Origin of the sequence: Nocardioides halotolerans DSM 19273 (assembly GCF_000422805.1) — a bacterium.
Taxonomy (GTDB): Bacteria; Actinomycetota; Actinomycetes; order Propionibacteriales; family Nocardioidaceae; genus Nocardioides; species Nocardioides halotolerans.
The window spans coordinates 251,310-277,572 of the sequence record NZ_KE383924.1 but is presented as its reverse complement, the minus strand read 5'-3'; the positions used below and the strand labels follow the sequence as shown (position 1 = coordinate 277,572).

Annotated in this window: 27 protein-coding genes; 13 read left to right on the top strand and 14 right to left on the bottom strand. The window is 73.5% G+C overall.

Annotated elements, in window-relative coordinates:
• Entirely contained in the window at positions 1–387 is a 387-nt protein-coding gene (locus tag G514_RS0119845; protein WP_028653169.1) for a hypothetical protein, read from the bottom strand.
• Positions 388–476: 89 nt separating this feature from the next.
• On the opposite strand from G514_RS0119845, the gene G514_RS0119840 reads away from it, so the two are divergent.
• Positions 477–1,343 (top strand): AAA family ATPase, encoded by an 867-nt coding sequence (locus tag G514_RS0119840; protein WP_028653168.1) that lies wholly within the window; start codon positions 477–479, stop codon positions 1,341–1,343.
• Positions 1,344–1,356: 13 nt separating this feature from the next.
• Positions 1,357–2,754 carry a vWA domain-containing protein gene (locus tag G514_RS0119835; protein WP_028653167.1) on the top strand — a complete coding sequence of 466 codons (1,398 nt, stop codon included), beginning with the start codon at positions 1,357–1,359 and terminating at the stop codon, positions 2,752–2,754.
• Between the two features lie 103 nt (positions 2,755–2,857).
• Here the strand turns inward: G514_RS0119835 and G514_RS0119830 are convergent, their stop codons facing one another.
• From G514_RS0119830 to G514_RS0119800, 7 genes are all read right to left on the bottom strand, one after another.
• Positions 2,858–4,153 (bottom strand): hypothetical protein, encoded by a 1,296-nt coding sequence (locus tag G514_RS0119830; RefSeq protein WP_028653166.1) that lies wholly within the window; start codon positions 4,151–4,153, stop codon positions 2,858–2,860.
• Positions 4,150–5,115 carry a hypothetical protein gene (locus tag G514_RS0119825; RefSeq protein ID WP_028653165.1) on the bottom strand — a complete coding sequence of 322 codons (966 nt, stop codon included), beginning with the start codon at positions 5,113–5,115 and terminating at the stop codon, positions 4,150–4,152. Before G514_RS0119825 ends, G514_RS0119830 begins: the two co-directional genes overlap by 4 nt.
• A 3-nt stretch (positions 5,116–5,118) precedes the next feature.
• Positions 5,119–5,529: a WXG100 family type VII secretion target gene (locus tag G514_RS0119820; protein ID WP_245582281.1), complete on the bottom strand. Its 411-nt coding sequence runs from the start codon at positions 5,527–5,529 to the stop codon at positions 5,119–5,121.
• A 26-nt stretch (positions 5,530–5,555) separates the two neighbouring features.
• Positions 5,556–6,902 (bottom strand): hypothetical protein, encoded by a 1,347-nt coding sequence (locus G514_RS0119815; RefSeq protein WP_157545050.1) that lies wholly within the window; start codon positions 6,900–6,902, stop codon positions 5,556–5,558.
• Positions 6,899–7,324 (bottom strand): WXG100 family type VII secretion target, encoded by a 426-nt coding sequence (locus tag G514_RS27950; protein ID WP_051247838.1) that lies wholly within the window; start codon positions 7,322–7,324, stop codon positions 6,899–6,901. The genes G514_RS0119815 and G514_RS27950 overlap by 4 nt, the downstream gene beginning before the upstream one ends.
• Positions 7,325–7,366: 42 nt before the next feature.
• Positions 7,367–8,554: an aminotransferase class I/II-fold pyridoxal phosphate-dependent enzyme gene (locus tag G514_RS0119805; protein WP_028653162.1), complete on the bottom strand. Its 1,188-nt coding sequence runs from the start codon at positions 8,552–8,554 to the stop codon at positions 7,367–7,369.
• 66 nt (positions 8,555–8,620) lie between these two features.
• The gene (locus tag G514_RS0119800) at positions 8,621–10,090 is read right to left on the bottom strand and encodes an FAD-binding protein (RefSeq protein WP_028653161.1); all 1,470 of its coding nucleotides are present in this window, start codon (positions 10,088–10,090) and stop codon (positions 8,621–8,623) included.
• A 58-nt stretch (positions 10,091–10,148) separates the two neighbouring features.
• On the opposite strand from G514_RS0119800, the gene G514_RS29515 reads away from it, so the two are divergent.
• The 3 genes from G514_RS29515 (at position 10,149) to G514_RS0119785 (ending at position 13,532) form a co-directional block, all read left to right on the top strand.
• On the top strand, positions 10,149–11,126 hold the full coding sequence (locus tag G514_RS29515) for a TlpA disulfide reductase family protein (protein ID WP_281167640.1): 978 nt from the start codon (positions 10,149–10,151) through the stop codon (positions 11,124–11,126).
• Between the two features lie 206 nt (positions 11,127–11,332).
• On the top strand, positions 11,333–11,986 hold the full coding sequence (locus tag G514_RS0119790; RefSeq protein ID WP_084152247.1) for a hemerythrin domain-containing protein: 654 nt from the start codon (positions 11,333–11,335) through the stop codon (positions 11,984–11,986).
• 55 nt (positions 11,987–12,041) lie between these two features.
• The gene (locus G514_RS0119785; RefSeq protein WP_342662597.1) at positions 12,042–13,532 is read left to right on the top strand and encodes a potassium/proton antiporter; all 1,491 of its coding nucleotides are present in this window, start codon (positions 12,042–12,044) and stop codon (positions 13,530–13,532) included.
• A 3-nt stretch (positions 13,533–13,535) separates the two neighbouring features.
• Here the strand turns inward: G514_RS0119785 and G514_RS0119780 are convergent, their stop codons facing one another.
• From G514_RS0119780 to G514_RS27940, 4 genes are read right to left on the bottom strand one after another with little or no spacing between them, the layout of a single operon-like run.
• A complete protein-coding gene (locus G514_RS0119780; protein WP_028653158.1) occupies positions 13,536–14,057 on the bottom strand; it encodes a LytR C-terminal domain-containing protein in 522 nt (173 codons plus the stop codon).
• Positions 14,058–14,062: 5 nt separating this feature from the next.
• Positions 14,063–14,359: a type II toxin-antitoxin system VapB family antitoxin gene (locus tag G514_RS0119775; RefSeq protein WP_028653157.1), complete on the bottom strand. Its 297-nt coding sequence runs from the start codon at positions 14,357–14,359 to the stop codon at positions 14,063–14,065.
• A gap of 35 nt (positions 14,360–14,394) precedes the next feature.
• Positions 14,395–15,399, bottom strand: a complete 1,005-nt coding sequence (locus tag G514_RS0119770) for a TerC/Alx family metal homeostasis membrane protein (RefSeq protein WP_028653156.1) — start codon at positions 15,397–15,399, stop codon at positions 14,395–14,397.
• The gene (locus G514_RS27940) at positions 15,396–16,088 is read right to left on the bottom strand and encodes a DUF1275 family protein (RefSeq protein ID WP_051247834.1); all 693 of its coding nucleotides are present in this window, start codon (positions 16,086–16,088) and stop codon (positions 15,396–15,398) included. The genes G514_RS0119770 and G514_RS27940 overlap by 4 nt, the downstream gene beginning before the upstream one ends.
• A 149-nt stretch (positions 16,089–16,237) precedes the next feature.
• On the opposite strand from G514_RS27940, the gene G514_RS0119760 reads away from it, so the two are divergent.
• The 7 genes from G514_RS0119760 to G514_RS0119730 are packed head-to-tail and all read left to right on the top strand — an operon-like array spanning position 16,238 to position 22,522.
• Positions 16,238–16,999, top strand: coding sequence for an iron-containing redox enzyme family protein (locus G514_RS0119760; RefSeq protein WP_028653155.1), 762 nt, complete (start codon positions 16,238–16,240; stop codon positions 16,997–16,999).
• Between the two features lie 58 nt (positions 17,000–17,057).
• Positions 17,058–17,384: a Rieske (2Fe-2S) protein gene (locus G514_RS0119755; RefSeq protein ID WP_028653154.1), complete on the top strand. Its 327-nt coding sequence runs from the start codon at positions 17,058–17,060 to the stop codon at positions 17,382–17,384.
• Complete coding sequence (locus tag G514_RS0119750; RefSeq protein ID WP_028653153.1) at positions 17,381–18,592, top strand: NAD(P)/FAD-dependent oxidoreductase; 1,212 nt, start codon at positions 17,381–17,383, stop codon at positions 18,590–18,592. The genes G514_RS0119755 and G514_RS0119750 overlap by 4 nt, the downstream gene beginning before the upstream one ends.
• A complete protein-coding gene (locus G514_RS0119745) occupies positions 18,589–20,055 on the top strand; it encodes an aldehyde dehydrogenase family protein (protein ID WP_028653152.1) in 1,467 nt (488 codons plus the stop codon). Before G514_RS0119750 ends, G514_RS0119745 begins: the two co-directional genes overlap by 4 nt.
• Positions 20,052–20,474, top strand: a complete 423-nt coding sequence (locus G514_RS0119740; RefSeq protein WP_245582280.1) for a Rieske (2Fe-2S) protein — start codon at positions 20,052–20,054, stop codon at positions 20,472–20,474. The genes G514_RS0119745 and G514_RS0119740 overlap by 4 nt, the downstream gene beginning before the upstream one ends.
• 4 nt (positions 20,475–20,478) lie before the next feature.
• Positions 20,479–22,086: a gamma-glutamyltransferase family protein gene (locus tag G514_RS0119735; protein WP_028653150.1), complete on the top strand. Its 1,608-nt coding sequence runs from the start codon at positions 20,479–20,481 to the stop codon at positions 22,084–22,086.
• Complete coding sequence (locus G514_RS0119730; protein WP_028653149.1) at positions 22,076–22,522, top strand: RidA family protein; 447 nt, start codon at positions 22,076–22,078, stop codon at positions 22,520–22,522. Before G514_RS0119735 ends, G514_RS0119730 begins: the two co-directional genes overlap by 11 nt.
• A 1-nt stretch (position 22,523) precedes the next feature.
• Here the strand turns inward: G514_RS0119730 and G514_RS0119725 are convergent, their stop codons facing one another.
• On the bottom strand, positions 22,524–22,976 hold the full coding sequence (locus G514_RS0119725; RefSeq protein ID WP_028653148.1) for a GlcG/HbpS family heme-binding protein: 453 nt from the start codon (positions 22,974–22,976) through the stop codon (positions 22,524–22,526).
• Between the two features lie 84 nt (positions 22,977–23,060).
• Here G514_RS0119725 and G514_RS0119720 point away from each other — a divergent pair, with 84 nt between their 5' ends.
• Entirely contained in the window at positions 23,061–24,755 is a 1,695-nt protein-coding gene (locus tag G514_RS0119720) for a helix-turn-helix domain-containing protein (RefSeq protein ID WP_028653147.1), read from the top strand.
• On the opposite strand, the gene G514_RS27935 is transcribed toward G514_RS0119720, so the two are convergent.
• Positions 24,730–26,103: an MFS transporter gene (locus G514_RS27935; protein WP_169576515.1), complete on the bottom strand. Its 1,374-nt coding sequence runs from the start codon at positions 26,101–26,103 to the stop codon at positions 24,730–24,732. The two genes, G514_RS0119720 and G514_RS27935, sit on opposite strands and share 26 nt — an antisense overlap.
• Positions 26,104–26,263: the final 160 nt, after the last annotated feature.

Below are 26,263 nucleotides of genomic sequence, written 5' to 3'. Positions count from 1 at the left end.
TCAGTCGTGCACCCGCACGAGTCCGGCGTCGTGGTCGAGGCAGACCGCGACCAGCGTGCCCGGCCGCTTGCCGTTGTAGACGTCCCAGCCGACCTCGAAGCTGACCTGTCGCAGCACGCCGCGGGAGGTGCGGATGAGGGCCGACGCGGGGACCGTCGCGTCGCCGAAGCCCGAGTAGGAGCAGTGGTGGTCGGCGACCGCGCGCTGGATGACACGTGGGACCACGCCGTCCGGCTCCGCGGCGCCCGGGTGTGCCGACGGGGCCGTCGCGCGCAGTCCACCGACCACCACGAGTGTGAGCAACCCGCCCAGCGCGGCACCCTTGAGGGTCGCCAGCGCGACACGCAGCGCGCGTCGGGGCGTCCGTCGGTGCCGGGGCCTGGTCACGTGACGACAACGAGGTCCCGCGAACGGCGTTCCGACCGGTGTGGACCACCCGCACCGGGTGCGTAACCCGGGTACGGGAGGATGTCGTTATGTCCTGGTTCACCTCGCCTGGCGAGGTCACCGAGCGGCTCGCCGCGACCGGCTACCTCGCCGATCCGGCCACGTCGACCACCGCCTACCTCGCTGGCGCGCTCGAGAAACCGCTGCTGGTCGAAGGCCCCGCCGGGGTCGGCAAGACCGAGCTGGCCAAGGCGGTCTCGCGGGCCACGGGTGCCGACCTGGTGCGCCTGCAGTGCTACGAGGGACTCGACGAGGCGCGCGCGCTCTACGAGTGGAACTACAAGAAGCAGCTGCTGCGGATCCAAGCGACCCAGGGCGACGCGGCGTCGTGGGCCGAGACCCACGACGACATCTTCACCGACGAGTTCCTGCTGACCCGGCCGCTGCTCACCGCGATCCGCCGCGACGAGCCGACTGTCCTGCTCATCGACGAGGTCGACAAGACCGATGTCGAGGTCGAGGGGCTGCTGCTCGAGGTGCTCTCCGACTTCCAGGTCACCATCCCCGAGCTCGGCACGCTGAGCGCCGTACGCCGCCCGTACGTCGTGCTGACCTCCAACGCCAGCCGCGAGCTGTCCGAGGCGCTCAAGCGGCGCTGCCTCTACCTGCACCTCGACTACCCCGACGAGGAGCGCGAGCGCGAGATCGTGCTCTCGCAGGTGCCCGACCTCGAGGAGCGGGTCGCCGGCCAGGTGGTCGCGACCGTCGCGCGGCTGCGCGACCTGGAGCTCAAGAAGCCGCCGTCGATCGCGGAGTCCGTCGACTGGGCGCGCACGCTGATCGCGCTCGAGATCCGCGACCTCGACGACAAGGCCGTCGACGACACGCTCGGCGTGGTCCTCAAGCACGCCTCCGACCACGAGCGCGCGATCCGCGAGCTGCGGCTGCGCAAGTGAGGTCGCGGCGGCGATGAGCAGCGGCCTGGTCGAGCGGCACATCGCGTTCCTCGAGGCGCTGCGCGGCGCCGGGCTGTCCGTCTCGCTCGCCGAGGGGCTCGACGCAGTGGCGGCGCTCAGCGCGCTGCCGTGGGACCAGCGCGACACCGTGCACGCGGCGTACGCCGCCACGCTGGTCAAGCGGCAGAGCCTGCGGCCGACGTTCGACGCGCTCTTCGACGTCTACTTCCCCCGGCTGGTGGGCGAGGGTGCCCGGGGCGGCGAGACCGACGAGGCCGGCGACGGGGCGGGCGACGAGACCGACGGCCAGGTCCGCGACAACGGCCAGGCGCTGGCCCAGCTCCGCGACCGCCTCGCCCGAGCGCTCGCGGACGGCGACCAGGAGGCGCTGTCCCGGCTCGCGGTCGAGATGGTCGGCCGGTTCGGGGCGATGCCCGGACGCGGCCCCGGGCTGTCGAGCTGGTCGGCGTACACCGCGCTGCAGCGGGTCGCGCCCGGCGAGCTCGTCGACCGGATCGTGCAGGCCCTGCTCGCCGAGGGACGGACCGAGGAGGAGGCCGCGCGGGTGGCCGCCCGGCGCCTCGGCGGGTTCACCCGCCAGGTCGAGGACGACGCGCGCCGGCGGATCGCCGAGGAGAAGGGGCCGGACCACGTCGCGGACGTCGCCGTCCGGCCGAGCATCGACCGGATCGACTTCACCTCGGCGCGCAAGGCCGACCTCGAGCAGATGCGCCGGGAGATCTACCCGCTCGCCCGCCGGCTCGCCACGCGGCTCACCCAGGAGCACCACGCGCGGCGCCGCGGCCCGCTGGACTTCCGGCGTACGGTCCGCGCCTCGATGTCCACCGGCGGCGTCCCGCTCACGACGCACCACCGGCCCAAGCGACCGCACCGCACCGAGCTCGTCGTGCTCTGCGACGTGAGCGGCTCGGTCGCGAGCTTCGCGCAGTTCACGTTGCTGCTGGTCTTCGCGCTGCGCGACCAGTTCCAGAAGGTGCGCGCGTTCACGTTCATCGACCACGTCCACGAGGTCACCCACCACTTCAAGCCGGGCGCCGACGTCGTCGACGTGATGGCCGACCTCGCGGCAAGCACGTCGCACGCCGCGCTGTGGGGGCGCACCAACTACGGGCGCGCGCTGACCAGGTTCGTCGACGAGCACTCCGACGCGCTCGGGCCCAAGACCGCGCTCCTGATCCTCGGCGACGCGCGCTCCAACTACTCCGACCTGGCTCTCGACAAGCTCAAGGAGATGGAGCGCGGCTCGCGACACGCATGGTGGCTCAACCCCGAGCACCGCCGGCACTGGGACACCGGCGACTCGGTCGCGGGCAGGTACGCCGAGGTGGTGCCGATGGTCGAGTGCCGCAACCTCACCCAGCTCGGGGAGTTCGTGCACGACATCCTGTGACGGTCGTCTGCCGTCGAGTGACCCTTGGGGCGCGTCGAGTGACCCGATCCGCAGGTCGGGAGCGCTCCCAGATCTGCAGAACGGGTCACTCGACGGTCCCGGCTCAGGCGAGGTAGCCCAGCAGACGCAGCCGGTCGAGCTCGGCGGCGACCTGGGGAGAGGCGTCGGCGGCGCGGGCGCCGGCGACGTAGACGCTCTCGGACGACGAGCCGGCGGCGTCGAAGACCACGGTCGTGCGCTGCTCGTCGTCGGCGGTCATCAGCGAGCCGAGCAGCGCGACGGGGTCGGCGCGGTCCTCGAGCGCGAGCATCCGGGTCTGGGCCGGCAGTCGCGGCACCTGGGCCGCCGGCGCCCCGGCGGTGACGACCTGGTCGACGACGAACGGCAGCGGCCGCTGCAGCGCGGCGAGCTCGGCGGCCACGACGCCGCCCGAGCCGGAGCCCACGAGCATGACGTGCGCGTCGTCGTCGCCCGCGACAGCCGCGGCGATCGTCTGCGCCACGACGGTGGCGTACGGCGTGAGGTTGCCGGCGACCAGCACGGGGCCGGGCTCGTCGGCGGGCTGCGGCGGTGGCGGGCGGCCGACGTACGCGACGTAGCGGCGGGGCGCCGTGCGGTGGACGAGTGGCCGGGTGTCCTGCGCCTCGAGGGTCGTCATCAGGTCGGTCAGCGACGCCGGCACCCGCGGCGCCTCGATCGCGGGCACCTCGTCGGGCCGGGTCCGCCGACCGGCCAGCAGCCCCCCGGCCACGTCGCGCAGCGCGGCCGAGGAGTCCTGGCGCAGGGTCTCGACCCCGAGCGCGCGCAGGCCCCCGCGGGCGGCGCGGCGTCCGGGCTCCCCCGAGACGAACCCGGCCGTCAGCGCTGCTCGCATCTGGAGGCCGTCGAGCAAGCCCCCGCCGCCCGAGACCACCTGGTCGAGGAGCTCGGGGTGCTCGGCGGCCAGCTCGCTGAGGAACGCCGCGACGCCGTCGCGGTCGAGCGCGTCGGTCTCGATCAGGCCGGCCGTGACGATGGCGCCGCCGAGGGCGACGTTGGGGGCGAGGTAGCCGATCGCGCGCCCGGCGATGGCGCCCATCGACTCCGACGCCGCCTCGCGGAGCTCGTCGATCCACTGGTAGGTCAGCACCGTCGCGCGCACGACGAGCGCGTCGGCGTCGAGCTCGATGGAGCGGGAGAGCAGCCCGTGCGTGCCGCTGGTGGCACCGCGGACGTCCTCCTCGACGCGGGCGTGGGACGCCGCCGAGAGGTCGGCGGACTCGGCGACGGCGTCGTCGCGCAGGATCTCGGCGCCCAGCCCCGACATGGCCCGGAGGTCGTCGCCCGAGCGGTCGAAGACGTCGGCCAGCTGGAGCAGGTGGGCGTACTTGTCGGACCGGTCGGCGACGCGGACGCTCACGGCGCCACCTCCGCGAGGACGGGTGCGAGCTCGGCGGCGAGGTCGTCGGGGATCACGCGCGCCACCTCGAGGAGCAGGCCGGTCTCGTCGGCGGCGTCACCGTGGTCACCGACGACGCGGTGGGCGCGCAGGGCGCGCCAGCCGTCGGCGACCAGCGTCCAGGCCACGACGCCGACGGTGCTGGTCTCCTCGCCCGAGACGTCGGCGACGAGCGCGCGCAGCCGGCCGCGGGCCTCGGTGGCCAGCCCGGTGAGCACCCGCACGGCGTCGCCGTCGCCGAGCCGGGTGCCGGTCGCGTCGGTGACCCCGCCGGGGTGCTGCTCCACGAGCACCGGGACGAGGTCGGTGCGGTGGGTGCGGGCGGCCTCGACCGCGGCGTCGGCGAGGTCGTGGGGGACGACGACCCGGTCGGGCACGACAGAGTCGCTGAGCGGCAGGTCCTCCGGCACCACCGCGGCGCGGGCCAGCTCGGCGGCCCAGGCCCAGGTCGGGAACCACGCGAGCTCGAAGACCAGCCCGTCCTGCGTCGACAGCGCGGCGACCGCGCCGCCGTGCTGGCGGTGCCACGACTTCACCTGCACGGGGCCGGCGGCGATGTCGAGGTCGAGGGCGACCGTCGGGGTGGCCAGGAGCCCGATGGCGCCGACGAGGCCGTCCTCGAGCACGCCGTCGTCGGGTCCGCCGACCAGCAGCCCGCGCCGCGACAGCGTGGTCACGGGGTCATGCAGGCGGGCGAGCGTCTCGGCGTACGCCGCCGCCTCGTCGGACCCGCGGCTGCTGCCGAGCCGCTCGTCGAGCCCGCCGTCGAGGCCGCCGTCGCGCACGTCGAAGGGGAGGGGAGCGCCGTTGGCCCGCTCGGCGGCGAACCTGAGCTCCGGCAGCGTCAGCGCGACCCGGCGGGGCAGCCCGTCGAGGAGGTCGTGCGGGGTCGGCCGGGGTGGGCCGAGGTCGATGGTCGGCATCGGTCACGGGCTCCGGTCGCCGACGCCGGGGAGGGTGACCGCCAGCCAGTCCTTGTGGCCGGGCGCCGGCGACTCGAAGCTCGGCAGCGCGCCGTCGTCGAGCAGCGCCGTGGCGCGGCGCTCGGTCTCGGCGATGGAGTCCTTCAGCTCGTCGACGAGCTGGCTGTGGCTCTCGAGGGTGTCGGCGGCGTGGTCGTGGCGCTCGGCCGCCTCGCGCAGGCGGGTGGCGCGCTCGCGGATGCGCTCGCGCATCGCGTCGCCGGCCCGACCGGCCCACGTGACGGCCTCGGCCTGGGACACGAGCTGGTCGGCCATCGCCCGGATCGCGTCGCCCTGCTCGCGCAGGCGACCGGCGTGCCTGCGCATCACGTCGGTGTCGCCGTACATCAGGACCGCCTCTCGTTCGTCCGCCACCTACCCGCCGCGACCCGCAGGAAACCTCACGGCGCCCGGGTGATCTGGAAGACCTGGCTGTGCGCCTCGCCGTCGGCCCCGAGGAAGCCGTGGTCGTGCAGCGACGCGACGGCGTCGACGACCGAGGGGTCGGTGGAGGCGTCGACCAGCCCGGCACCCGCTTCGTAGGTGGCGTAGGAGTGGTGGGCGAGGATCCCGCCGTCGGGGTCGGCGTCGAAGGTCACCGTCGTCTGCTCGACCGAGTCGGGGTTGGGGGCGCCGTCGAGCTCCGGGACGATGTCGCCGCGCTGCTCGAGCGACAGCACGTGCGACCCGGCCGGGAACGACGGCACCTGCGCCGTCGGCGACCCGGCGGTCACGACGTCGGTGATCTCGTAGCCGCCGTGGCCGGCGAGGAGCGCCGCCGCCTCCATGCCGCCGAGCGAGTGGCCGACGACGAGCAGCGGCTCGCCCTTGCCGACGCCGGCGTCCTCGAGCGCCTGGAGGATGCCCTGCTGGTAGGCGTCGGGCTGACCGGAGATCGAGTCGAGGTCGGTCTCGAGGTCGCGGACGTCGGCGTCCTGGTCCCACGGCGCGTTGAAGTCGTCGGTGCCGGGGAGGTAGAGCAGGTGGCGCACCGACCCGTCGGGAGCGGTCACCGTCTGCACCTCGATGGTGCCGTTGGCGGGCGAGTCGGGGTCGCCGGAGAGCGCGGCCACCTCGTGGAGGTGCTCGACCAGGTCGCGCACCGACCTGGGCCGGCGGGTGCCGAGGGCGGTGGGCAGCGGCGTCACGACCGGTCGGCCCGGGCCGCCGTAGAGCAGGCCGAGGAGGCCGGCCGAGACCGGACCTCCGAGGCCGTCGACGAGGTGCTCGGTGAGCCCGGGGACCTCGGAGAGGACGTCGGGGTCGGCGGCGATCACGGCCCCGGCGAGCGGCCCGAGGGTCAGCACGAGCTGCCGGTCGAGGCCCTCGATCGCGAACCGCACGGTCTCGTCGGCCGCCTCCAGGCACTCGATCGCGGTGCGTACGCCGAGGGCGTCCGCCTCCCACCCGAACGACGCCGCCATGACGCCGTCGGGCCCGCCGGTCACGGCGAGCACGGCGGCCTCGGCCTCCGCGCAGCTGCCCGGCGAGAGCAGCCCCGACTCCAGCAGATCGGGGTCGCGCATCACCCGCAGCCCCTCCGCGCCCAGCCCGCGGAGCCGGTCGCCGGCGTCGTCGAAGACGTCGGCGAGCCCGCGCGCCGCGGCGTACGACGCGGCCACCCCCGCGGAGCCGCCGCGGACGTCGATGATCTCGGGGCCGGCGGTCAACGCTTTTTCGGGGTCCCCGCGGAAGTGCGGGCCGCCCGCGCGCAGCGCGCCCTCCGAGCAGTTCCGTGGGGTGATCATGACAGGCCGGGAAGGTCGACGAAGAGCCAGTCGCGGTGGCCGGGCGGTGGCGGCACGAAGCGGTCGAGCAGCTCGTCGAGCGGGTCGGGCAGCACGCTCGCCACCAGGCCTGCCAGCCGGTCGCGGGCGCCCGCGACCAGCGCCATCACCTTCCGCTCCACGGCCGCGATGAGGTCCTTGAGCCGGTCGACCTCGTCGGCGTGCCGGTCGAGGGCGGCGGCGGCGTCGTCGGCGAGCTCGGCGGAGCGGTGCAGCCCCGCGACCTGACCGCGCACCCGCGCGCGCATCGCGTCGGCGGCGAGCCCCTCCCACGGCACGGCGTCGGCCTGTGCCAGCAGGCTGCTCGCCTCGGAGCGGAGCGTGGCCGCCTGCCCGCGCATGGTGCGGGCCAGCCCGCGGATCACCTCGGTGTTGCCGTACATGAGGTCGGTCTGCCCGCCGCGGCCGGTGGGCGAAACGTGCGGTCAGACGACTGTGGAGATCCGCTCGAGCGCCTCCTCGATCACGGCCGCGTCGCCCGGGAAGCTGAGCCGCACGAACCGGCCGCCGACCTCGGTGTCGAAGTCGACGCCGGTGGCGAGCGCCACGCCGGTGCGGGCCAGCAGGTCGTGGCAGAACGCCATCGAGTCCTGCGTCAGGTGACCGACGTCGGCGTAGACGTAGAACGCGCCGTCGGCCGGGGCGAGCTCGGTGATCCCGAGCCGAGGCAGGCCGTCGAGGAGGATCCGGCGGTTGTCGGCGTAGCGCCGCACGTGGCCGTCGAGCTCGGCGTACGACGCGTCGTCGAACGCCGCGAGGCACGCCCGCTGGGCGATGACCGGCGGGCAGATCGTGAAGTTGCCGGCCAGCACGTCGCAGGCGCGGCGCAGGCGGTCGGGCACGAGCATCCAGCCGATCCGCCAGCCCGTCATGGAGAAGTACTTGCTGAAGCTCGCGAACACGACCGCCTCGCGGCTGGTCTCCCAGGCGCTGCGCGCGAGCCGGCTCTCCGGGTCGGCGTACTCGATGCCGTGGTAGATCTCGTCGCTGATCAGCTGCACCCGCTCGGCCTCGCACCAGCGGGCCAGCGCCGCGAGCTCGCCCGGGAGCAACATGGTGCCGGTCGGGTTCGCCGGGCTCGCGACGACCAGGCCCGTGAGGCCGTGCCGCGCGTGCAGCTCCGCGACCTGCTCGACGGTCGGCTGGAACCTCGTCTCCGGGCCCGTCGGGACCTCGACGACCTCGATGCCGAGGGCCGTGAGCACGTTGCGGTAGCAGGGATAGCCGGGCCGGGCCATCGCGACCTTGTCGCCGGCCTCGAACGCCGCCAGGAACGCGAGCAGGAACCCGCCGCTGCTCCCGGTGGTGACGACGACCTCGTCGGGATCGACCTCGACGCCGTAGGTGCGACGGTGGTGCCCGGCGATCGCCTCGCGCAGCTCGAGGATGCCGACCGCGGGGGTGTAGCCGAGCGGGTCGGTGCCCTGCAGCAGCCGGATCGCCTCCTCGCGCACCGGTGCCGGCGCGCCCGTGCTCGGCTGCCCGGCGAGCAGGTCGAGCAGGTCGCCGTGCGTGCGCCGTCGGGTGTGCGCCGCCGCGAGGAGGTCCATGACGTGGAACGGCGGCACGTTGGCGCGGCTGGCGACCTGCCAACGGTCGGCGGTCGACGTCATGGGCACCCTCCTGCCGTCAAGAAACTGCACCTTCCTGCATGGAACTCCATACGGGAAGGGCCAGTTTCACCGGGTACCCGGTGAAACTGCCGCCGCGTGCCGACCCGCACGCCGCCCGAAGAACGACCCCTCGCCGAGCTGGGTGCCCGAGCAGTAGCCCGCGCCGTCCTGGGCGAGGTTGGACGCGCACGCGCCGGCGGCGTACAGCCCGGCGACGACCGAGCCGTCCTCGCGCTGCACCTGGCCGTCGACGGTCACCCGCAGGCCCCCGAGGGTGAAGCCGGCGTAGAGCGCGTTGCCGAGGGTGAGGTCGTAGGCACCCCACGGCCCCTGGTCCTGGGGCGCGAGCCAGTCGGGGTGCTTGTGGAAGTCGGGGTCCTCGCCGCGCGCGGCGTGGTCGTTGTAGCGCGCCAGCGTCGCGACCAGCGAGCCGGCCGGCAGCGACAGCCCGGCCTCCATCTCCTCGACGGTCTCCCAGCCGTCGATGAGCGGGCAGAGCGACATCCGCTGCTCCTCGAGGTGCGCGCTGTCGACGATGAGGTACGCCGCGGCGTCGGGCTGGCGCATCACGTGGTACGACGTCCGCGCGTGGTAGCTGTCCTCGGCGACGAACCGCTGCCCCAGCTTGTTGACGACCAGGCCCTTCACCAGCACCGAGGGCGGGTAGAACGGCGCGGTGATGAACGGCTCGTCCATGTGCTTGAGCTCGCCGCCGACCGAGGCGCCGAGGCGGATGCCGAGCCCGTCGTCGTAGGTCGAGCCGAGGGTGAACAGCTTCGAGCCCAGTGCAGGTGTGTACGCGCTGACCATGTCGGGGTTCATCACGAAGCCGCCCGCGGCCAGCACCACCGACGACGCGCGCACCACGCCGGAGGTGTCGAACGACCTCCACTCCACGCCGACCACCCGGCCCGACTCGTCGGCGACCAGGTGGCTCGCGCCGGTCTCGTAGCGGACCTCGACGCCCGCCTGCTCGACCTGGTCGCGCAGCAGGTCCATGACCATCTTGGTGCCGTCGGTGTCACCGGGGACCGGCACCTTGTGGCCACGCGGCGCGGGCCGCGCCTGGTCGAGGTAGGGCCAGACCTTCTCGTTGCCGGTGAACATCAGCCCCTCCGTGCCGGGCTGGATCACCGCCTTCTCGGGGTAGTAGGAGCGCTCGAACTCGAACCCCAGCGACTCGAGCCACCCGAAGTGCTCGACCGATCCCTCGCAGTAGGCGCGGATCTTGTCGGGCTCGGGCTCCTTGGAGGTGATGGTCAGGTAGCGGACCATCTCCTCGACCGGGTCGTCGTGGCCGGTCGCGACCTGCACCGCGGTGCCGCCGCCGAGGTAGAAGTGTCCGCCCGACAGTGCCGAGGTGCCGCCGTGCACGGCCGCTCGCTCGAGCAGCAGCACCCGCGCACCGGCCCGCGCCGACTCGAGGGCCGCGCACCCGCCCGCGATGCCGAAGCCCACCACCACGACGTCGTACGCCGGCGCGTCGGCGGGCACGTCAGTAGCCGAGCGGACGTCGGGGAGGTCGGTGCCGGGCACGACCGCAAGACTAGAACAAGTTCTAGTGCCCGAGACGGGGCACTGCTTCCGTGGAATCCTGTCCCGCGTGATCCTGATCGACGTCGACGGGCGCGAGCACGACCTTTCGAGCTGGCTCGACGACGAGTCCGCGCTGGCCGAGGCGCTCGGCTGGGCGCTGAAGCCCGAGGGCCTCTGCCGCGGCAAGACGTGCGTGCCGCTGCTCGGGCGCTCGGTCCTCGACGCGCTGGGGCTGCTCCTCGCGGTCGACGAGGAGGCGGGGGTGGCCGCGGTCGCGCCGTCGGCGGAGGCCCACCACCGCGAGGCGGCGACCGGGAAGGCGCCGCCGCTCGACCTGCAGGACGTCGACGGCAACCCCGTGTCCTTCGACGACTACTCGGGCCAGAAGCGGGTGCTCGTCACCTGGGCCAGCTGGTGCGGCTGCCGGCATGAGCTCGGCGGGTGGCAGGCGCTCCAGGACGAGCTCGCGGACGCGAATGTCCGGCTCTTCTCGGTCGCGCTCGACAACGACCCCGAGGAGTCGCGGCCGTGGATCGAGGCGGCGAACCCGTCGTACCCCGTCGCGGTGGACACCGCGCACGTGACCGCGGAGCGCTACGGCATCACGAACGTGCCGTCGGTCGTGTGGGTCGACGAGGACGACCGCATCGTGAAGCCGCCGACGATCGCGCCGGGCGACGACCAGTTCGTGGACTTCACCAGGATCTCGAGCGAGCAGCACCACGACGCGCTGCGCCGGTGGGCGCGCGAGGGCGTGCTCCCCGACAGTGCGAACGCCGAGTCGCAGCACCGCACCGACGCCGAGCAGCTCGCGCTGGCCGAGCGGCGGATCGCGGCGCACCTCCAGCGCCGCGGCGACACCGAGGGCGCTCGGCGGCACCTCGCGGCGGCCCAGGACCTCGCGCCGTGGGACTGGACCGTGCGCCGCGGCGGCATCGCGATGACCGGCGGCGACCCGTTCCTGGGCGAGGAGTTCACCTCGTTCTGGGAGGAGTGGGACGCCTCCGGCCGACCGGGCTACACGCCGACGACCTGACCACGGTCGCGAGGTGGCTGATCGATCAGCAACCCTGGGAGGTGACTGATCGATCAGCAACCCGGGGAGGTGACTGATCGATCAGCAACGCGGGGAGGTGACTGATCGATCAGCAACGCGGGGAGGTGACTGATCGATCAGCAAGGTGGGGGGCGACCACCGCCGGGGCCGGTCCGCGCCCGGCGAAAAGTACGTACGCTGCCCCCATGGCTGCCTCGAGCATGAGCATGAACAAGGTGATCCACTGCGCCGTGCGCCGCGACCTCACGCGGTTCCGGGCGGCGCTCGACCAGTTCGCCGACGGCGACCGGGCCCGTGCCGCGGCGCTGCTGCGCGCGTGGCAGAACTTCGACGCCCAGCTCACCGAGCACCACGAGGGCGAGCACGAGATCGCGTGGCCCGCCCTGAAGGCGATGGGGGTCGCCGACACGTCCATCTCGACGTTCGACGACGAGCACCACGCGATGGCCGCCGACCTCGCCGCCACCCGCGCCACCATGGAGCAGCTCGGCCGCAGCGCCAGCCGGGCCGATGCCGACGCCGCGGCCGCCGCGATGGCCGCCCTCGAGACGACCACCGTCACCCACCTCGACCACGAGGAGCAGGAGACCGAGCCGGTCCTGGGCGCCAACCCCGAGCACCCCGCCTACAAGCAGATGTCCAAGCAGTTCAGCCGAAGGTCCGGCATCGGCGCGGCCGGCACCTTCTTCGCGTGGATGGAGGACGGCGCCTCCGCCGAGGAGCGGGCCGCCCTGCGCGAGAGCGTGCCGGGCCCCGTGCTCGCGATCATCGGCGGCCTCTTCGGGCGGCGCTACCGCAAGGAGGTCGCCCCGGTGTGGGCGACCACCGGCTCGTTCTGACGCTCAGCCCTCCCGATAGGGTGATCGCCCGCCACCCCCGTCGAGTGAGGTGACATTGAGCATCGACGTCCACCAGCTCGACACGTTCGTGCTGTGGGGCTCGGCCGTCACCTTCCTCGCGATCCTCGCGGTCCGCGTCTCGTCGCGGACCCGCCTCCCCTCGCTGCTGCTCTACCTCGCGATGGGGGTCGCCCTGGGCGAGTCGGGTCTCGGCATCGGGTTCGACGACGCCGAGCTCGCCCACGCGCTGGGCTTCGCGGCGCTGGTCGTGATCCTCGCCGAGGGTGGTCTCACCACCCCCTGGAGCGACGTCCGGCCGTCGATGCGGCTCGGCCTCTCGCTCGCGACCGTCGGGGTCACGATCAGCGTCCTGGTCGTCGCGGTCGGCTCGCACTACCTGCTCGGGCTGCCGTGGGAGACCGCGGTCCTGCTCGGCGCCATCCTCTCGCCGACCGACGCGGCCGCGGTGTTCTCGGTGCTGCGCGTCGTACCCCTGCCCAAGCGGCTGACCGGCGCGCTCGAGGCGGAGTCCGGTCTCAACGACGCCCCGATCATCGTGATCGTCACGATCATCTCCACCGGCGGCCTCGACGAGCACGGGCTGGGCTACAACGCCGGCCTCATCGCCTTCGAGCTGCTCGCCGGCCTGAGCCTGGGCCTGCTGGTGGGCTTCGCCGGCGCGTGGCTGATGCGGCGCGCCGCCCTGCCGTCGTCCGGTCTCTACCCGCTGTCCGTCCTGTCGCTCTGCTTCCTCTCCTACGGCGGCGCGGCGGCCGTGCACGCCTCGGGCTTCGCGGCGGTCTACGTCGCCGCGCTGGTGCTCGGCAACTCCGAGCTGCCGCACCGGGCGGCGACCCGGTCGTTCGCCGAGGGGCTCGCGTGGCTGGCCCAGATCGGGCTGTTCGTCATGCTCGGGCTGCTGCTCTCCCCGAGCCGGCTCGACCTCGAGACCGTGCTCTACGCGCTGGTCGCCGGGCTGGTGCTGACCGTGCTCGCCAGGCCGCTCTCGGTCGCCGTCAGCGCGGTCGTCCAGCCCCTGGCCGTGCGCGAGCTGGCGTTCATCTCGTGGGCCGGGCTGCGCGGCGCGGTGCCGATCGTGCTCGCCACCATCCCGCTGGCCGAGGGCGCGCACGACGCCGAACGCCTCTTCGACCTGGTGTTCGTGCTCGTCGTCATCGACACCCTGATCACCGGCCCGACGCTGCCCTGGGTCGCGAAGGTGCTGCGGGTGACCCGTCGCTCGCAGCCGCGCGGGCTCGAGATCGAGGCCGCTCCGCTCGAGCGGGTCGCGGCCGACCTGCTCCAGGTCACGATCGCGCCGACCTCGAAGATGCACGGCGTCGAGGTCGGCGAGCTCCGGCTGCCCCCCGGCTCGTCGGTCTCGATGATCGTGCGCGACGGCGAGGCGCTCGTGCCCGAACGCCGCACCGTGCTCAAGCAGGGCGACGAGCTGCTCGTCGTCGTCCCGCGCCGGCTGCGCGAGCGCACCGAGGAGCGGCTGCGCCAGGTCAGCCAGCGCGGGCGGCTGGCGCAGTGGCTCGGCTGAGGCTCATTCCACCGGCGGGCTGCACACCACCGCGTCGTCGCCGAGCACGATCGACTGCGGACCCTGCCGCAGCTTCTCGTAGAGGTCGCCGACGACGACGACGATGCCCGCGTAGTCGACCTCGGGGTGCGCGACGACGGGCACCTTGCCGAGCCGCGCGCGGAGCAGCTTGGCGCCGGGGTTGCTGACGTCGTCGACCCAGATCTCGGCGTTCGTGGTGAGCGCGGTGCCCTTGGGCGCGTTGGCGGTGTCGCCCTCGGCGAAGCCCTCGGTGTGCAGCTCGGAGAGCGTGCGCCCGGCCAGGCCCTCCCGGCTGCTGGCGTTGAGCACGCTCACGGTGACGTCCTGGACGAACAGCTCGTCACCCGCGCGGTAGGACGTGTCGACGCAGACCGGGGCGTCGACCTTGCCGGGGAACGGCTTGGTCACCTGCCCCCAGCCCCAGGTCACGCCCACGAGCATGAGCAGGGCGAGCGCGGCCAGCGTGATCGCGGTGCGCAGCCGCGCCGTGAGCTGCCACTCCACCGCGGTCAGCCCGCCAGCGTGTGCACGCGCGCGTGCAGGACGTTGCGCTGCTGCAGCGCGGCGCGCAGGGCGCGGTGCAGGCCGTCCTCGAGGTAGTACTCGCCCTGCCACTCCACGACGTGGGCGAACAGGTCGCCGTAGAACGTCGAGTCCTCGTCGAGGAGTGCGGCGAGCTGGAGGGTGTCCTTGGTGGTGACCAGCTCGTCGAGCCGCACCTGGCGCGGCGGCAGCGCGGCCCAGGCCTTGGAGGACAGGCCGTGGTCGGGGTACGGCCTCCCCTCACCGACGCGCTTGAAGATCACGCGGCGATACTACGAGGTGCGCCGCCCGCCGCCCCTCACTCGTCCGGGCGGGCGACGACCGCGTCGGTCGCCCCGGCCCTGCTGTCGGCCGCGAGGCTGGCGAGCGTCACGGTGGCCAGCACGCCGACGATGGTGACCAGGGAGAACGTCGTGGACACCTGCGGGACGTCCCACGACGCCACGTGCCGCAGGTGGGTCTCCCACATCGCCTCGAGCACGAGCTTGACGCCGATGAACCCCAGGATCACGACGAGCCCGACCTTGAGGAAGCGCAGCCGGGTGAGCAGCGACTCGACGACGAAGTACAGCTGGCGCAGACCCAGCAGCGCGAACCCGTTGGCCGCGAGCACGACGTAGGCGTTGGTGGTGAGCCCGAAGATCGCGGGGATCGAGTCCACCGCGAACACGACATTGGCCACCGCGATGGCGGCGATCGCGAGCACCAGAGGAGTGGCGAACCGGCGCCCGTCGACCCGGACCACGAAGCGGGAGCCGTGGTAGTCCTCGGTCAGGGGCAGCACTCGACGCAGGGCCCCGACAACGCGGTGCTCGTCCGGCCCGGCGTCCCCGTCCTCCTCGGCGCCGTCGAGGGCGAGGGCCAGCGCGGTGTAGAGCAGGAACCCGCCGAGGACGTAGAAGGTCCACGCGGCGGCGGAGATCGCGGCGGCCCCGGCGAGGATGAAGACCGCCCGCATGGCCAGCGAGAGCACGATGCCGATGAAGAGCACGCGGTCCTGGGCGACGGACGGGACCTGTATCCGGGTGAGGACGACGAGGAACACGAAGAGGTTGTCGACGCTGAGGCTGTACTCCGTGAGGTAGCCGGCGGCGAACTCGGGACCGCTGTGCGGCGGCCCCCACGCCCACAGCCCCGCGCCGAACAGCCCGGCGAGCGCGACGTAGCCGAGCAGGGACAGCACGGCCGCCCGCGTCGTGACCTGCTCACGTCGACGCGCCATGACCACGAGGTCGAACGCCACCACGCCGAGGAAGCCGGCCACGGTGAGCGCCCAGACCCAGGTGGGCACACCGCTGCTCACGCGACCACCGCGGCGTGGTCGCGGGCCGGTCGCCGCGAACGTCGCCCTGCGACCGCGACGACCGTGCCCAGCAGCCCGAGCTGGAGCAGCGGGGCGGCCGCCGGGAGGAGCGTGACCAGCGCGGCGCCCGCGGCCGCGCCGGCCACGAGGCCGGCGAGGATCAGGGTCGAGTGGCGCACGGTGTGCAGCGGCTGCCTGCTGACCAGCCTCACGACGACGGTCGTCAGCGTGCCGGTGAGGTAGGTCGTCGACAGGCCGGGGACGCCGAAGCGGAGGATCGCGCTGCTCTGCAGCCCCAGCGCCATGGCGGTCAGGGCGAGCAGCGGGGCGGCCCAGGCTGTCGACGGGTCGCTGCCGAGCAGCCACCACGCGACCGCGAAGATCGCGAAGAGGCCGAGCTCCAGGCCCAGCGCCCGCGTCACGGCGGCCGGCCAGATCTCGTCGTCGGCCCGGGCGGTGCCCGCCAGCCGGGTGCCCACGCCGGCGCCCACGACGTACCCGCCGAACGCCGAGAGGAGCAGACCCACCAGCGAGGCGTCCGCGGACCCGACGGCCACGCCGAGGAGAACCATGTTCCCGGTCATCACCGAGGTGAATGCTCCGCCCAGGGCGAGGAAGCCGGTCGCGTCGGTCACGCCGCTCACCAGGGCGAGGAGCACGACGAGGTGGTTGCGGCGTCGGTCGCTCACCCCGCAGATGCTGCCAGCGGGACCATCGCGATGGCCTTGGTGAACCTGCACGAGAAACGGGCCTCGATGTGTGCACTTCGACCATGGGCCGCGCGTCGGTCCGAGACCTAGGTTCGAGACTCCACAGTCAGGACGAGAGGAATGACGAGATGCCCGAGCTGCTCTCGCAGGACGACTTCCGCGCCGCGCTCAAGGACGCGATCAAGGGTCGGGAGGCGGCCAACGCGTCGTTCTCCCAGGCCTGGGCCGACGGCCGGCTCCAACGGCACCACTTCGCACGCTGGGCCGAGAACCACTACCACTACGTGGGGCCGTTCGCCGACTACCTCGGCTACATCTACGGCAACACCCCGGACCGCTTCACCGACGCGAAGGACTTCCTCCTCCAGAACATGTACGAGGAGGAGCTGGCCGACATCCGCCACACCGACCTGCTGATCCGGTTCGCCGAGGCCTGCGGCACCACCCGCGAGCGGATCGAGGACCCCAACAACATGAACGCGGTCACCCGCGGTCTCCAGAGCTGGTGCTACGCGACCTCGATGCGCGAGCACTTCGCGGTCGCGACCGCCGCGCTCGTCGTGGGGCTCGAGTCGCAGGTGCCCACGATCTACAAGAAGCAGATCGTGCCGCTGCGGGAGTCCTACGGCTTCACCGAGGACGAGATCGAGTTCTTCGACCTGCACATCACCTCCGACGAGGTGCACGGAGAGCGTGGCTACCAGATCGTGCTCGAGTGCGCCGACACCCCCGAGCTCCAGCAGCGCTGCCTGCAGTACGTGCGCTGGGGCGCGGAGATGCGCTTCGCCTACACCCGCTCCCTCTACGACACCTACGTCGCCCCCGACCTCGGTGCCGACCCCGGCAGCGACGGCGTCGTGATGGTGGAGGAGCTGCTCGGCTCCGCGTGAGCGAACCTCGCACCACCGCCGGGCCGAACGAGCCGGCCAGTTCACGAGAGGAACCGGGATGACCGAGTGGCACGCGGTCGCGCGCCTGCGGGACCTCGAGGCGCGCAAGCGCGTCGCGGTCACCGTGGGCGACACGACCATCGCGCTGTTCTGGATCAAGGGGACGGTCTACGCCCTGGCCGACACCTGCATCCACGAGCAGCGACAGCTGAGCAAGGGCGCGATCCTGTTCGGCAAGGTGGTCTGCCCGGGTCATCAGTGGAAGTTCGACCCGGAGACCGGTGAGGCCGAGGGTCAGGGCCGTTGCCAGCCGACCTTCCCGGTGCAGGTCGACGAGGACGGGACCGTGTCGGTCAGCTTCGACCGCGAAGAGGTCGTGACATGAGCCGGTTCGTCCTGGTCGGCGGTGGGCAGGTGGCCGCGGTGGCCGCGCGCACCCTGCGTCGTCGCGGGTACGACGGCGAGATCGTGGTCATCGGCGAGGAGCCGCACCGGCCCTACCAGCGCCCCCCGCTGTCCAAGGAGTACCTCGCCGCCGGCGACGAGAGCGCGCTCGACCTGCTTCCGGAGGAGTGGACCGACACCCAGGACGTCGAGGTGCGCGTCGGCACCCGGGTCCTCAAGGTGAGTGCGGCCGACGGCGCGGTGCTTCTCGACGACGGCTCCTCGCTCGCGGCCGACGCGGTCCTGCTGGGGACCGGTGCCCGCGCCCGGCGGATCCCGGGGATCGACGGGCCGGGGGTGTTCCACCTCCGCGGCCGCGAGGAAGCCGACGCCCTGCGCGCGGCCCTGACGCCGGGCACCCGGGTCGTCATGGTGGGCGGTGGCTTCATCGGCGGCGAGGTCGCCTCAACCGCGGTGGGCCGCGGTGCCGAGGTGACGGTGCTCGAGGCCGGTCCGGTTCCGCTGGCGATGGCCATCGGCCCGAGGCTGGGCGCGGCCTGCGCCCGGCTCCAGCAGGCCGCCGGCGTCGACGTCCGCGTGGACACCGCGGTGACCGGAGTGCGCCGGGAGGGCGAGCGGATGGTCGTCTCCACCACGAAGGGCGACCTCGAGGCAGACGTGGTGGTGGTGGGCGTCGGCGCCGTGCCGAACGTCGAGCTCGCCGTCGACTCCGGACTCGACGTGGACAGCGGCGTCGTCGTGGACGAGCGCTGCCGCACCAGCCTCGACCGGGTCTACGCGGCGGGCGACGTCGCCAGCCACAGCCACCCGGGGCTCGGCCGGCGGGTGCGCGTCGAGCACTTCGACAACGCCAGCCGGCAGGCAGCGGTCGCCGCGCGGAACATGCTCGGCGAGGAGGTCGTCTACGACGAGCCGCACTGGTTCTGGTCCGACCAGTTCGGGCACAACCTGCAGCACGTGGGTCACGCCGCCCCGACCGACCGGATGGTCGTGCGCGGCGATCTCGACGACGACGTGTGGACGGCGTTCTTCCTCGCCGGCGACCGCGTGACCGCGGCGTTCGCGGTCGACGCCGGCGAGGACATCGCCGTGGCCCGCGAGCTCATCACGTCCGGGATCGCCGTGGCCGACGAGGTGCTGGCCGACCGGTCGGCGGACCTCTTCGAGGCACTCGAGGAGCTCGCGTGAACGCCGCGTCCGAGACCGTGCGCGCGTCCAACTTCGTCGGCGGGGAGTGGGTCGGCGCCGGTTCGGGTCGCACCTACCAGCGCGAGAACCCGGCGCATCTCGACGAGGTCGCCGTCATCGCCCCCGACAGCGACGCCTCCGACGTCGAGCAGGCCGTGGCGCACGTCGCCGAGGGCTACCGCGAGTGGGCGTCGACGCCGCCGGAGGACCGTGCCGACGTGCTGCTGCGCGCCGCCGACCTGCTCGCCGAGCGGGCCGACGCGCTTGCGGTCGAGCTGGTCCGCGAGGAGGGCAAGACCCTGGCCGAGGCACGCGTCGAGACCCGGCGCACGCCCCAGAACCTCCGGATGTACGCCGGTGAGTGCCTGCGTCTGCAGGGCGAGAGCTACCAGGCCGCCGGCACCGCGATGGTGCTGACCATGCGCGACCCGGTGGGGGTCGTCGCCGCGATCACCCCGTGGAACTTCCCGCTCAACATCCCGTCGCGCAAGCTGGGGCCCGCCCTGGCCGCCGGCAACGGGGTGGTCTTCAAGCCGAGCGAGCTGACCCCGCTGCTCGGTCAACGGCTGGTCGAGGCACTGCTCGACGCCGGCGTGCCGGGGTCGGCCCTCGCGCTCGTGCACGGCCACGCCGAGGTCGGCAAGGCACTGGTGTCCGACCCCCGCGTCGGGGCGGTGACCTTCACCGGGTCCACGGCGGTGGGCGAGGCCATCCACGGGAACGTCCCGCCGTGGGTGCGGACCCAGCTCGAGATGGGCGGCAAGAACGCCCTCGTGGTCTGGGACGACGCCGACCTCGACAAGGCCGCCGACCTGGTGTCGAAGGGGGCGTTCGGGCTGTCCGGGCAGGCGTGCACCGGGACCTCGCGGGTCGTCGCCCACGAGCGCATCGCGAACGGCCTCCTCGACCGCGTCATGGAGCGGGCTCGCGCGGCTGTCGTCGACGACGGGCTGCGCGACGGCGCGACGATGGGCCCGCTCGCCAACCTGGCGCAGCACGAGAAGTACGACGCCTATCTCCGCGTCGGCGCGGCCGACGGCGGACGGCTCGAGACGCCCACCCACGGCTGCGCACCCGAGGGCGGCTACTTCGCGAGGCCGGCGGTGTTCAGCGGCGTGCGTCCCGATCACCGCCTCGCCCAGGAGGAGGTGTTCGCGCCGATCCTCGCGTTCCTGACCGTCTCGTCCTACGACGAGGCGATCGAGACGGTGAACGCCACGTCCTACGGCCTCTCCGCCGGGGTGGTGACCGCCAGCCTCGACACCGCGCTCCGCTTCGCTCGCGACGCCGAGGCCGGCGTCGTGAAGGTCAACCAGCCCACGACGGGGCTGGCCATGAACGCGCCGTTCGGCGGCTGGCGCCGGTCGAGCACGCAGACGTTCAAGGAGCAGGCCGGCCCGTCGATGATGCAGTTCTACACCCGCGAGAAGACCGTCTACCTCACTCCGGAGGACCCCGCATGAGCATGGCACCGCATGACTCCGGCTCGGGCTCCGACGAGGTCCCACCGCCCTCCGACGAGGTCGTCTTCCACCGGGTCGCCCGGTCGGGCCAGGTGCCCGACGGCTACGTGCGGCGGTTCTACGTCGGCGACCTCGAGTGCGCGGTGGCGAGGCTCGGCGGCAAGGCCTACGCCACCAGCAACTACTGCACGCACCTCGACTGCCTGCTCAGCAGTGGCAAGCTGATCGACGACGGGATCAAGTGCTCGTGCCACGGGAGCGTCTTCGACCTCGACACGGGCGAGCCCATCTACCCGCCCGCCACCGAGCCGATCCAGGTCTACCCGGTGCGGGAGGAGGACGGCGAGATCTTCGTCGGCGTCACCGAGGCGGACGTGGAGTCCGGCGGGCCGCGTCGGCGACGACTGCGCCGGGACTGAGCCCGTGACGGTCCGGCCGCTCCGCCACCCTCCGCAGCCGGCCCTCGGCACCCGCGGGGCGGTCTCGTCGAGCCACCGCGCGGTCTCGCAGGTCGGCGCCGCCGTGCTCGCCGCCGGGGGCAACGCCTTCGACGCGACGCTGGCGATGGCCGCCATGTCCTGGCTGCACCTCCCGGGTCAGTGCGGCGTCGGCGGCGACGCCTTCGTGCTGGTCCGCGAGCCGGACGGCCGCACGTGGACCACCAACGGCAGCGGCTGCGGCCCGGACGGCGGCACCCCCGACTTCTATCGCGCGGCCGGCCTCGACGAGGTCCCGCTGACCGGCGCCCTGTCCGTGGCGGTGCCCGGTGCCCTCGCGGCGATCGAGACCCTCCGGTCCCGCGCGACCCGTGACCTCGAGGACCTGTGGGCTCCGGCGGTGCGCGCTGCGGAGGACGGCGTCATGTGCACGCCCAAGACCCTCGCCGACGTGGGCGAGCAGGCCGCGGCGCTGGCGGCGGACCCCGGCGCCGCCCAGGTCTTCCTGCCCGGCGGCCGGCTCCCACGGGTCGGCGACGTGCTGCGCCAGCGCGAGCTCGCGGGCACGCTGCGACGGCTAGCGGCGGACCCCGGAGCCTTCTACGACGGGTGGTTCGCCGACCGCGCCGTCTCCGCGCTGGCGGCCGCGGGCGCGCCGTTCTCGGGCGAGGAGTGGCGCTCGGCCGCCGACGCCCCGGCCGTGCCGGCGCTCCAGACGGAGTACGCCGGCCGCACGCTGCACCAGACGCCGCCTCCGTCGGCGGGCTGGATGGTCCTGCACGCCGCGCGCATCCTCGACGGGGAGCTCGCCGACCGCGAGCAGCTCGACGCGGAGTCGGTGCACTGGTTCGTCGAGGCCGCCCGCGCGTCGTTCCGGCACCGCTTCGACTACTGCGGCGCCGACAACGAGCACTGGCGCACGGCCCTCGAGGAGACCGCGGTGCGGCACGCCCGGCGTGGCGTGGAGCAGGCCCGCGCGACCACGGCGGTGGGGATCGGTGCCGGTGACACGACCTCGATGGTGTGCGTCGATGCCGAGGGCACGGCCGTGAGCTTCATCCACTCCCTCGCCCTCACGTTCGGCTCCCGCACCACGGTGCCGGGCACCGGGGTGCTGCTCAACAACCGTCTCGGCCGCGGCGCCTACCTCATCGACGGGCACCCCAACGAGGTGCGGCCGCGGCGCAAGCCCCTGCACACGCTGAACGCGTGGCTGCTGTCGGACGACGACGAGCTCGTCGCGGTCGGCAACTGCCCGGGTGGCGACGCGCAGGTGCAGTGGAACATGCAGGTCATCAGCCACCTCGTCGATCACGGCGACGACCCCCAGCGTGCGGTCTCGCTCCCCCGTGTCTCGGTGCACCCGGGGTCGGACGCGCACACCCTGGGCGACGCGGCCGAGGTGCGCTGCGAGGAGGGGATACCGGAGCACACCCTCGCCCGACTCGAGAGCTGGGGTCACCGGGTGCGCAGGCTTCCCGAGCAGCACGGCGGCCCCGGCGGCTCGGCATGCGTCGTGTCCCTGGACAGCGAGCGCGGCGTGCTGCAGGCCGCCGCGGACCCCCGGATGGACGGGCTGGCCCTTGCGCTCTGACCTCTCCGACCAGCTGCCGCCGCCGCCGGCTCCTCAGGGTGGCTACGTGCCCGCCGTGCGGCACGGCGACCTGGTGGTCTCCGCGGGGATGACCCCACGCGTCGACGGCAGGCTCACCCACCGGGGCCGGGTCGGCGACGAGGTCACCGTCGAGCAGGCACAGCGGGCCGCCGCCACGGCGGTCGCCAACGCCCTGTCCGCCGTCGTCGACCTCGCCGGGGCGGAGCGGCTCGAGCGGGTGGTGCACCTCGCGGTCTACGTCAACGCCGCGCCGGGCTTCGAGGAGCACACGACTGTCGCGGACGGCGCCTCGGCGCGGCTCCGCGAGCTGCTCGGCGACGCCGGGGCGGCGAGCCGGGCGGCGGTCGGAGTCACCTCGCTGCCGGGTGGCGCCTGCGTGGAGGTGGTGCTCACGTGCGGCCTCGCAGGCGCATGAGTCAGGCGGGCGGGTTCGCAGCCACGTGGTCGGCGAAGGCCTCGAGCCCGGCGGCTCCCACCGCCTTGTCCTGCTCGCCGGTGCCGCCCGAGACGCCGAGGCCGCCGACGATCGCGCCGTCGTACGTGATGGGGAAGCCGCCCACGAAGATCGCGAACTTGCCCGGGAGCATGTGGGAGATCCCGAACGCCTCGTTGCCGGGCAACGCCGGCCCGTTGGGCGGCTCGTTGAACAGGTGCGTGGCACGCTCGTGGCCCGCGGCGGTGAACGCCTTGGCGATCGCGATGTCGACGCCGGTCAGCCGCGCGCCCGGCAGCCGGTGGAGCGCCACGACGTTGCCGCCGTCGTCGACGACGCACAGCGTCTGCTTCACGCCGAGCTCCTCGGCCTTGGCGCGCGCGGCCGCGAGCACGGGGAGGGCATCGTCGAGGGTGATCCGGAAGACCTGGTGCACGGGACACATCCTGCCAACCGAGGCCGGGGTGCGGTACGGGCAGGATGCTGAGTCTGATCCACGAAGTTCGGCTAAGGTGCACAAGTGACCGCCACCCTCGACCCGGTCACGCGGTCGGCAGAACCCACGCTCGCGCGCCTCCTGGAGGAGCGCCTCCTGCGCGGCGCCACGGTGGTCTCCGGAGCCGAGCACCTCGACCGTCCGGTCCGGTGGTGCCACACGCTGCTCGACGTGCTGCGCGAGGAGGGCGACCTCGCGGCGACCGTCGCCCTCGCCGACGAGACCGAGCTCGACGCCCACCGCTGGCCGAGCCTGCTGCGCTCGGGCTGCGCCGCGGTCTTCGTGCGCGGCGATGCCGAGACGCGCGTGCCGTCGATCCCGCACACCGACGGCGTCCCGGTCGTGGTGCACGTGCCGACGTCGGTGAACCGCCGGGCGCTGGTCGAGCTCGTCGCGACGCTGAGCCTGGCGCACGAGACGCACGTGCTGCGCTACGGGCAGCGCGTGCACTCGACCCTCGCGGGGCTGCTGCACCGCGGGGCCGGCCTGACGGCGCTGTGCAGCCGGCTTGCCTGGCTGAGCGGCTGCAGCGTGGCCGTGCTCGGCACCGACCTGCACCTGCTCGCCTTCGACCCCGGCCCTCGCCACCTCGACCCGCACGCGGTGACCAGCGCGGTCAGGGACGCCGCCGAGCAGCTCTCGAGCGTGACCCCCGACGCGGGCTCGCACCACCAGGTGACCTCGCTGGACCTCGTCGTGCGCGAGCAGCGGCTCACGTGCGTCGCCGGGGTCATCGAGCTGGTCGAGCAGCGCGACGGGTGGGTGCTCCTCCTCGACGACGCCACCGAGGTCACCGACCACGATCTCGCCGAGCACAGGGTCGCAGTCGAGCAGGCGGTGACGATCGTCGGCACCGAGCTGCTCCGGGTGCGCGGGCTGGAGCGTGCCGAGGAGCGGGCGCGCGGCAACTTCGTGCACGCGCTCCTCCACGGCCGCTTCTCAAACCACGCCGACCTCGTGGCGCGCGCCTCGCACTACGGGTTCGACGTCGCGGCACGCTACGGCGTCGTGGTCGCGCACAGTGGCGGCCTGATCGCGCAGGGCGACAGCCCGACCCGGCTGGCCGACATGGCGCGCGAGGCCGCGCGCCTGCTCGAGACCACGGGTCACCAGACGCTCGCGGCGGTGGTCGGCGACGTGATCGCGGTGGTCCGCCAGGTCTCCCCGAGCCGGCGGGGCCAGCCCGACCCTGCGGTCGACGAGCTGCACACCTACGCCACCGTGCTCGATCGCAGGCTGCGCGAGCGGACCCAGCGCGACGTGCTCGTCGCCTACGGCCGGCCGGTGGCCGGCGCCGAGGCCATCGGCGAGAGCTATCGCGAGGCGCGCGTCGCGCTCGACCTCCGGCAGCGGCTGCGCGTCGACGAGGTGTGCGGGTTCGCCGACCTGCGCGTCGACTCGGTGCTGCTCGAGCTCGCCCAGCAGCAGGCCGGCCGGGAGTTCGCCGCCGAGCTGCTCGACCCGCTGCGCAACGAGCGCGACGGCAGCCTCGTCGAGGTCGCCCGGGCCTACGTCGAGGCCGGCGGAAACCTCAACGAGGCCGCGCGGAGGCTGAGCGTGCACCGCAACACCATGCTCTACAAGCTGGACCGCATCTCGCGGCTGCTGCAGCGTGACGTGCGCCTGCCCGACAACCAGTTCGCGGTCTGGCTCGCCGTGCGGCTCACCGACCTGGAGGAGACCGCCCGACGGGTCAACCGAGACCTGATGTCCGGGTGAGCTCGGAGGTCACCATCGGAGCGGGGTCCGGCCCGAGGAAGCTGGCCCCCAGCGCGAGCAGGGCGAGCACCGCACATCCGCAGAACAGCAGCAACAGGTGCCCGGACGGGTAGAGCAGCGCGACCCACGCCGCGGCCGTCCCTGACCCGGAGAACCGGACCATGCTGAACAGGCCGACCGCCGCGCCGTACGCCCCGGCGGGTGAGCTGGTCGCGCCGGCCGCGGCCGGCGTCTGGACGCACGCCATCCCGGCTCCCAGCACCAGCAGCATGGCGGTGAGCCCGACCCTGGTCGGCGTGCCGCTGCCCAGGGTGGCCACGACGCCCGTCACCGTGTTGGCCACCACCAGCACGACCAGACCTGAGCGCAGCACGACGCGCGGCCCGTGCGCCCGGCTCAGCCGGCTCACGATCGGGGCAGCCACCGCCATCACCGCCGGCAGCGCGAAGAAGAGGATGCCGGCCATCGCGACCGACATGCCCAACGGACCGGTGAAGAACAGCGGCAGCGCCACCAGCGCCGCGCCGAGGCTGAACATCTGACCGAACGCCGCGGCCGCGCTGCGGAGGAACCGGCTCTCGATCAGCACCGGCAGGGGGATCATCGCCACCGCACGGCCGCGCGACGACAGCCCGTAGCCGAGGAGCAGGACCACGCCCGCCACGACCTCGACCACGGCCACGCGCGTGGAGGTGCGCTGGCTCACCGTGGTGGCCGCCACCAGGACGAGCCCCACGCCCCCGGTGAGCAGCAGCGCTCCCCACACGTCGAACGGGCTGCGCCGGTGCGGCACCTCGGGCACCAGCAGCACGGTCGCGACGAGGACCAGCGCGGAGAAGAGGGCGACGAGCACGAAGATCCCGCGCCAGCCGATCGCGTCGCTGATCAGCCCACCGACCGGGGGCCCGATCGCCTGACCGATGCCGTTGGCGGCCGCCCACGCGCCCATGACCTCGAGGCGCCGGTCGGGGTAGTAGGCACCCAGCAGCCCCATCACCATCGGCGGGATCGCCGAGCACGCCAGCCCCTGGACCCCCCGCAGGACCACCAGCAGCGGGAGGCTGGGTGCGAGCGCGGCCAGCGCCTGGGCAGCCACCATGAGCACCAGCGACAGCACCAGGGTCCGCTTCTGACCGATCTGGTCACCGATCCAGCCCGTCACCGGCATCGCGATCGCCAGCGCGAGCACGAAGGCGCTCACGCAGAGCACCGTGGCCGACAGCGTCTCGTCGAAGTCCCGGGCGATCGAGCGGAGCGGGACGTTGATGACGTTGTTGCTCATCGTGCCGAGCACCGTGACGGCCAGCAGGGTCAGTCGTGCAGCCGCGCGCGGGGGGCGGGACGCCAAGGAGCCCTCCATCAGCTCGGGGACGGCAGGATGACCGAGCACGATTCTGCCCGGCCCCTCCGAGGGGCGGCACGGGCAGGATGCACAGAAACAGCCGTCGGGGTTGGGCAACCTCGACGTAGCAGCGGACCGGAGCGGGCGAGCAACCTACCGGCATCCT

Coding starts and splice junctions, on each gene's coding strand:
- G514_RS0119840 (WP_028653168.1), top strand. CDS start 477: ATGTCCTGGTTCACCTCGCCTGGCGAGGTCACCGAGCGGCTCGCCGCG.
- G514_RS0119835 (WP_028653167.1), top strand. CDS start 1,357: ATGAGCAGCGGCCTGGTCGAGCGGCACATCGCGTTCCTCGAGGCGCTG.
- G514_RS0119825 (WP_028653165.1), bottom strand. CDS start 5,115: ATGCCGACCATCGACCTCGGCCCACCCCGGCCGACCCCGCACGACCTC.
- G514_RS0119815 (WP_157545050.1), bottom strand. CDS start 6,902: ATGATCACCCCACGGAACTGCTCGGAGGGCGCGCTGCGCGCGGGCGGC.
- G514_RS27950 (WP_051247838.1), bottom strand. CDS start 7,324: ATGTACGGCAACACCGAGGTGATCCGCGGGCTGGCCCGCACCATGCGC.
- G514_RS0119805 (WP_028653162.1), bottom strand. CDS start 8,554: ATGACGTCGACCGCCGACCGTTGGCAGGTCGCCAGCCGCGCCAACGTG.
- G514_RS0119790 (WP_084152247.1), top strand. CDS start 11,333: ATGGCTGCCTCGAGCATGAGCATGAACAAGGTGATCCACTGCGCCGTG.
- G514_RS0119760 (WP_028653155.1), top strand. CDS start 16,238: ATGCCCGAGCTGCTCTCGCAGGACGACTTCCGCGCCGCGCTCAAGGAC.
- G514_RS0119755 (WP_028653154.1), top strand. CDS start 17,058: ATGACCGAGTGGCACGCGGTCGCGCGCCTGCGGGACCTCGAGGCGCGC.
- G514_RS0119750 (WP_028653153.1), top strand. CDS start 17,381: ATGAGCCGGTTCGTCCTGGTCGGCGGTGGGCAGGTGGCCGCGGTGGCC.
- G514_RS0119740 (WP_245582280.1), top strand. CDS start 20,052: ATGAGCATGGCACCGCATGACTCCGGCTCGGGCTCCGACGAGGTCCCA.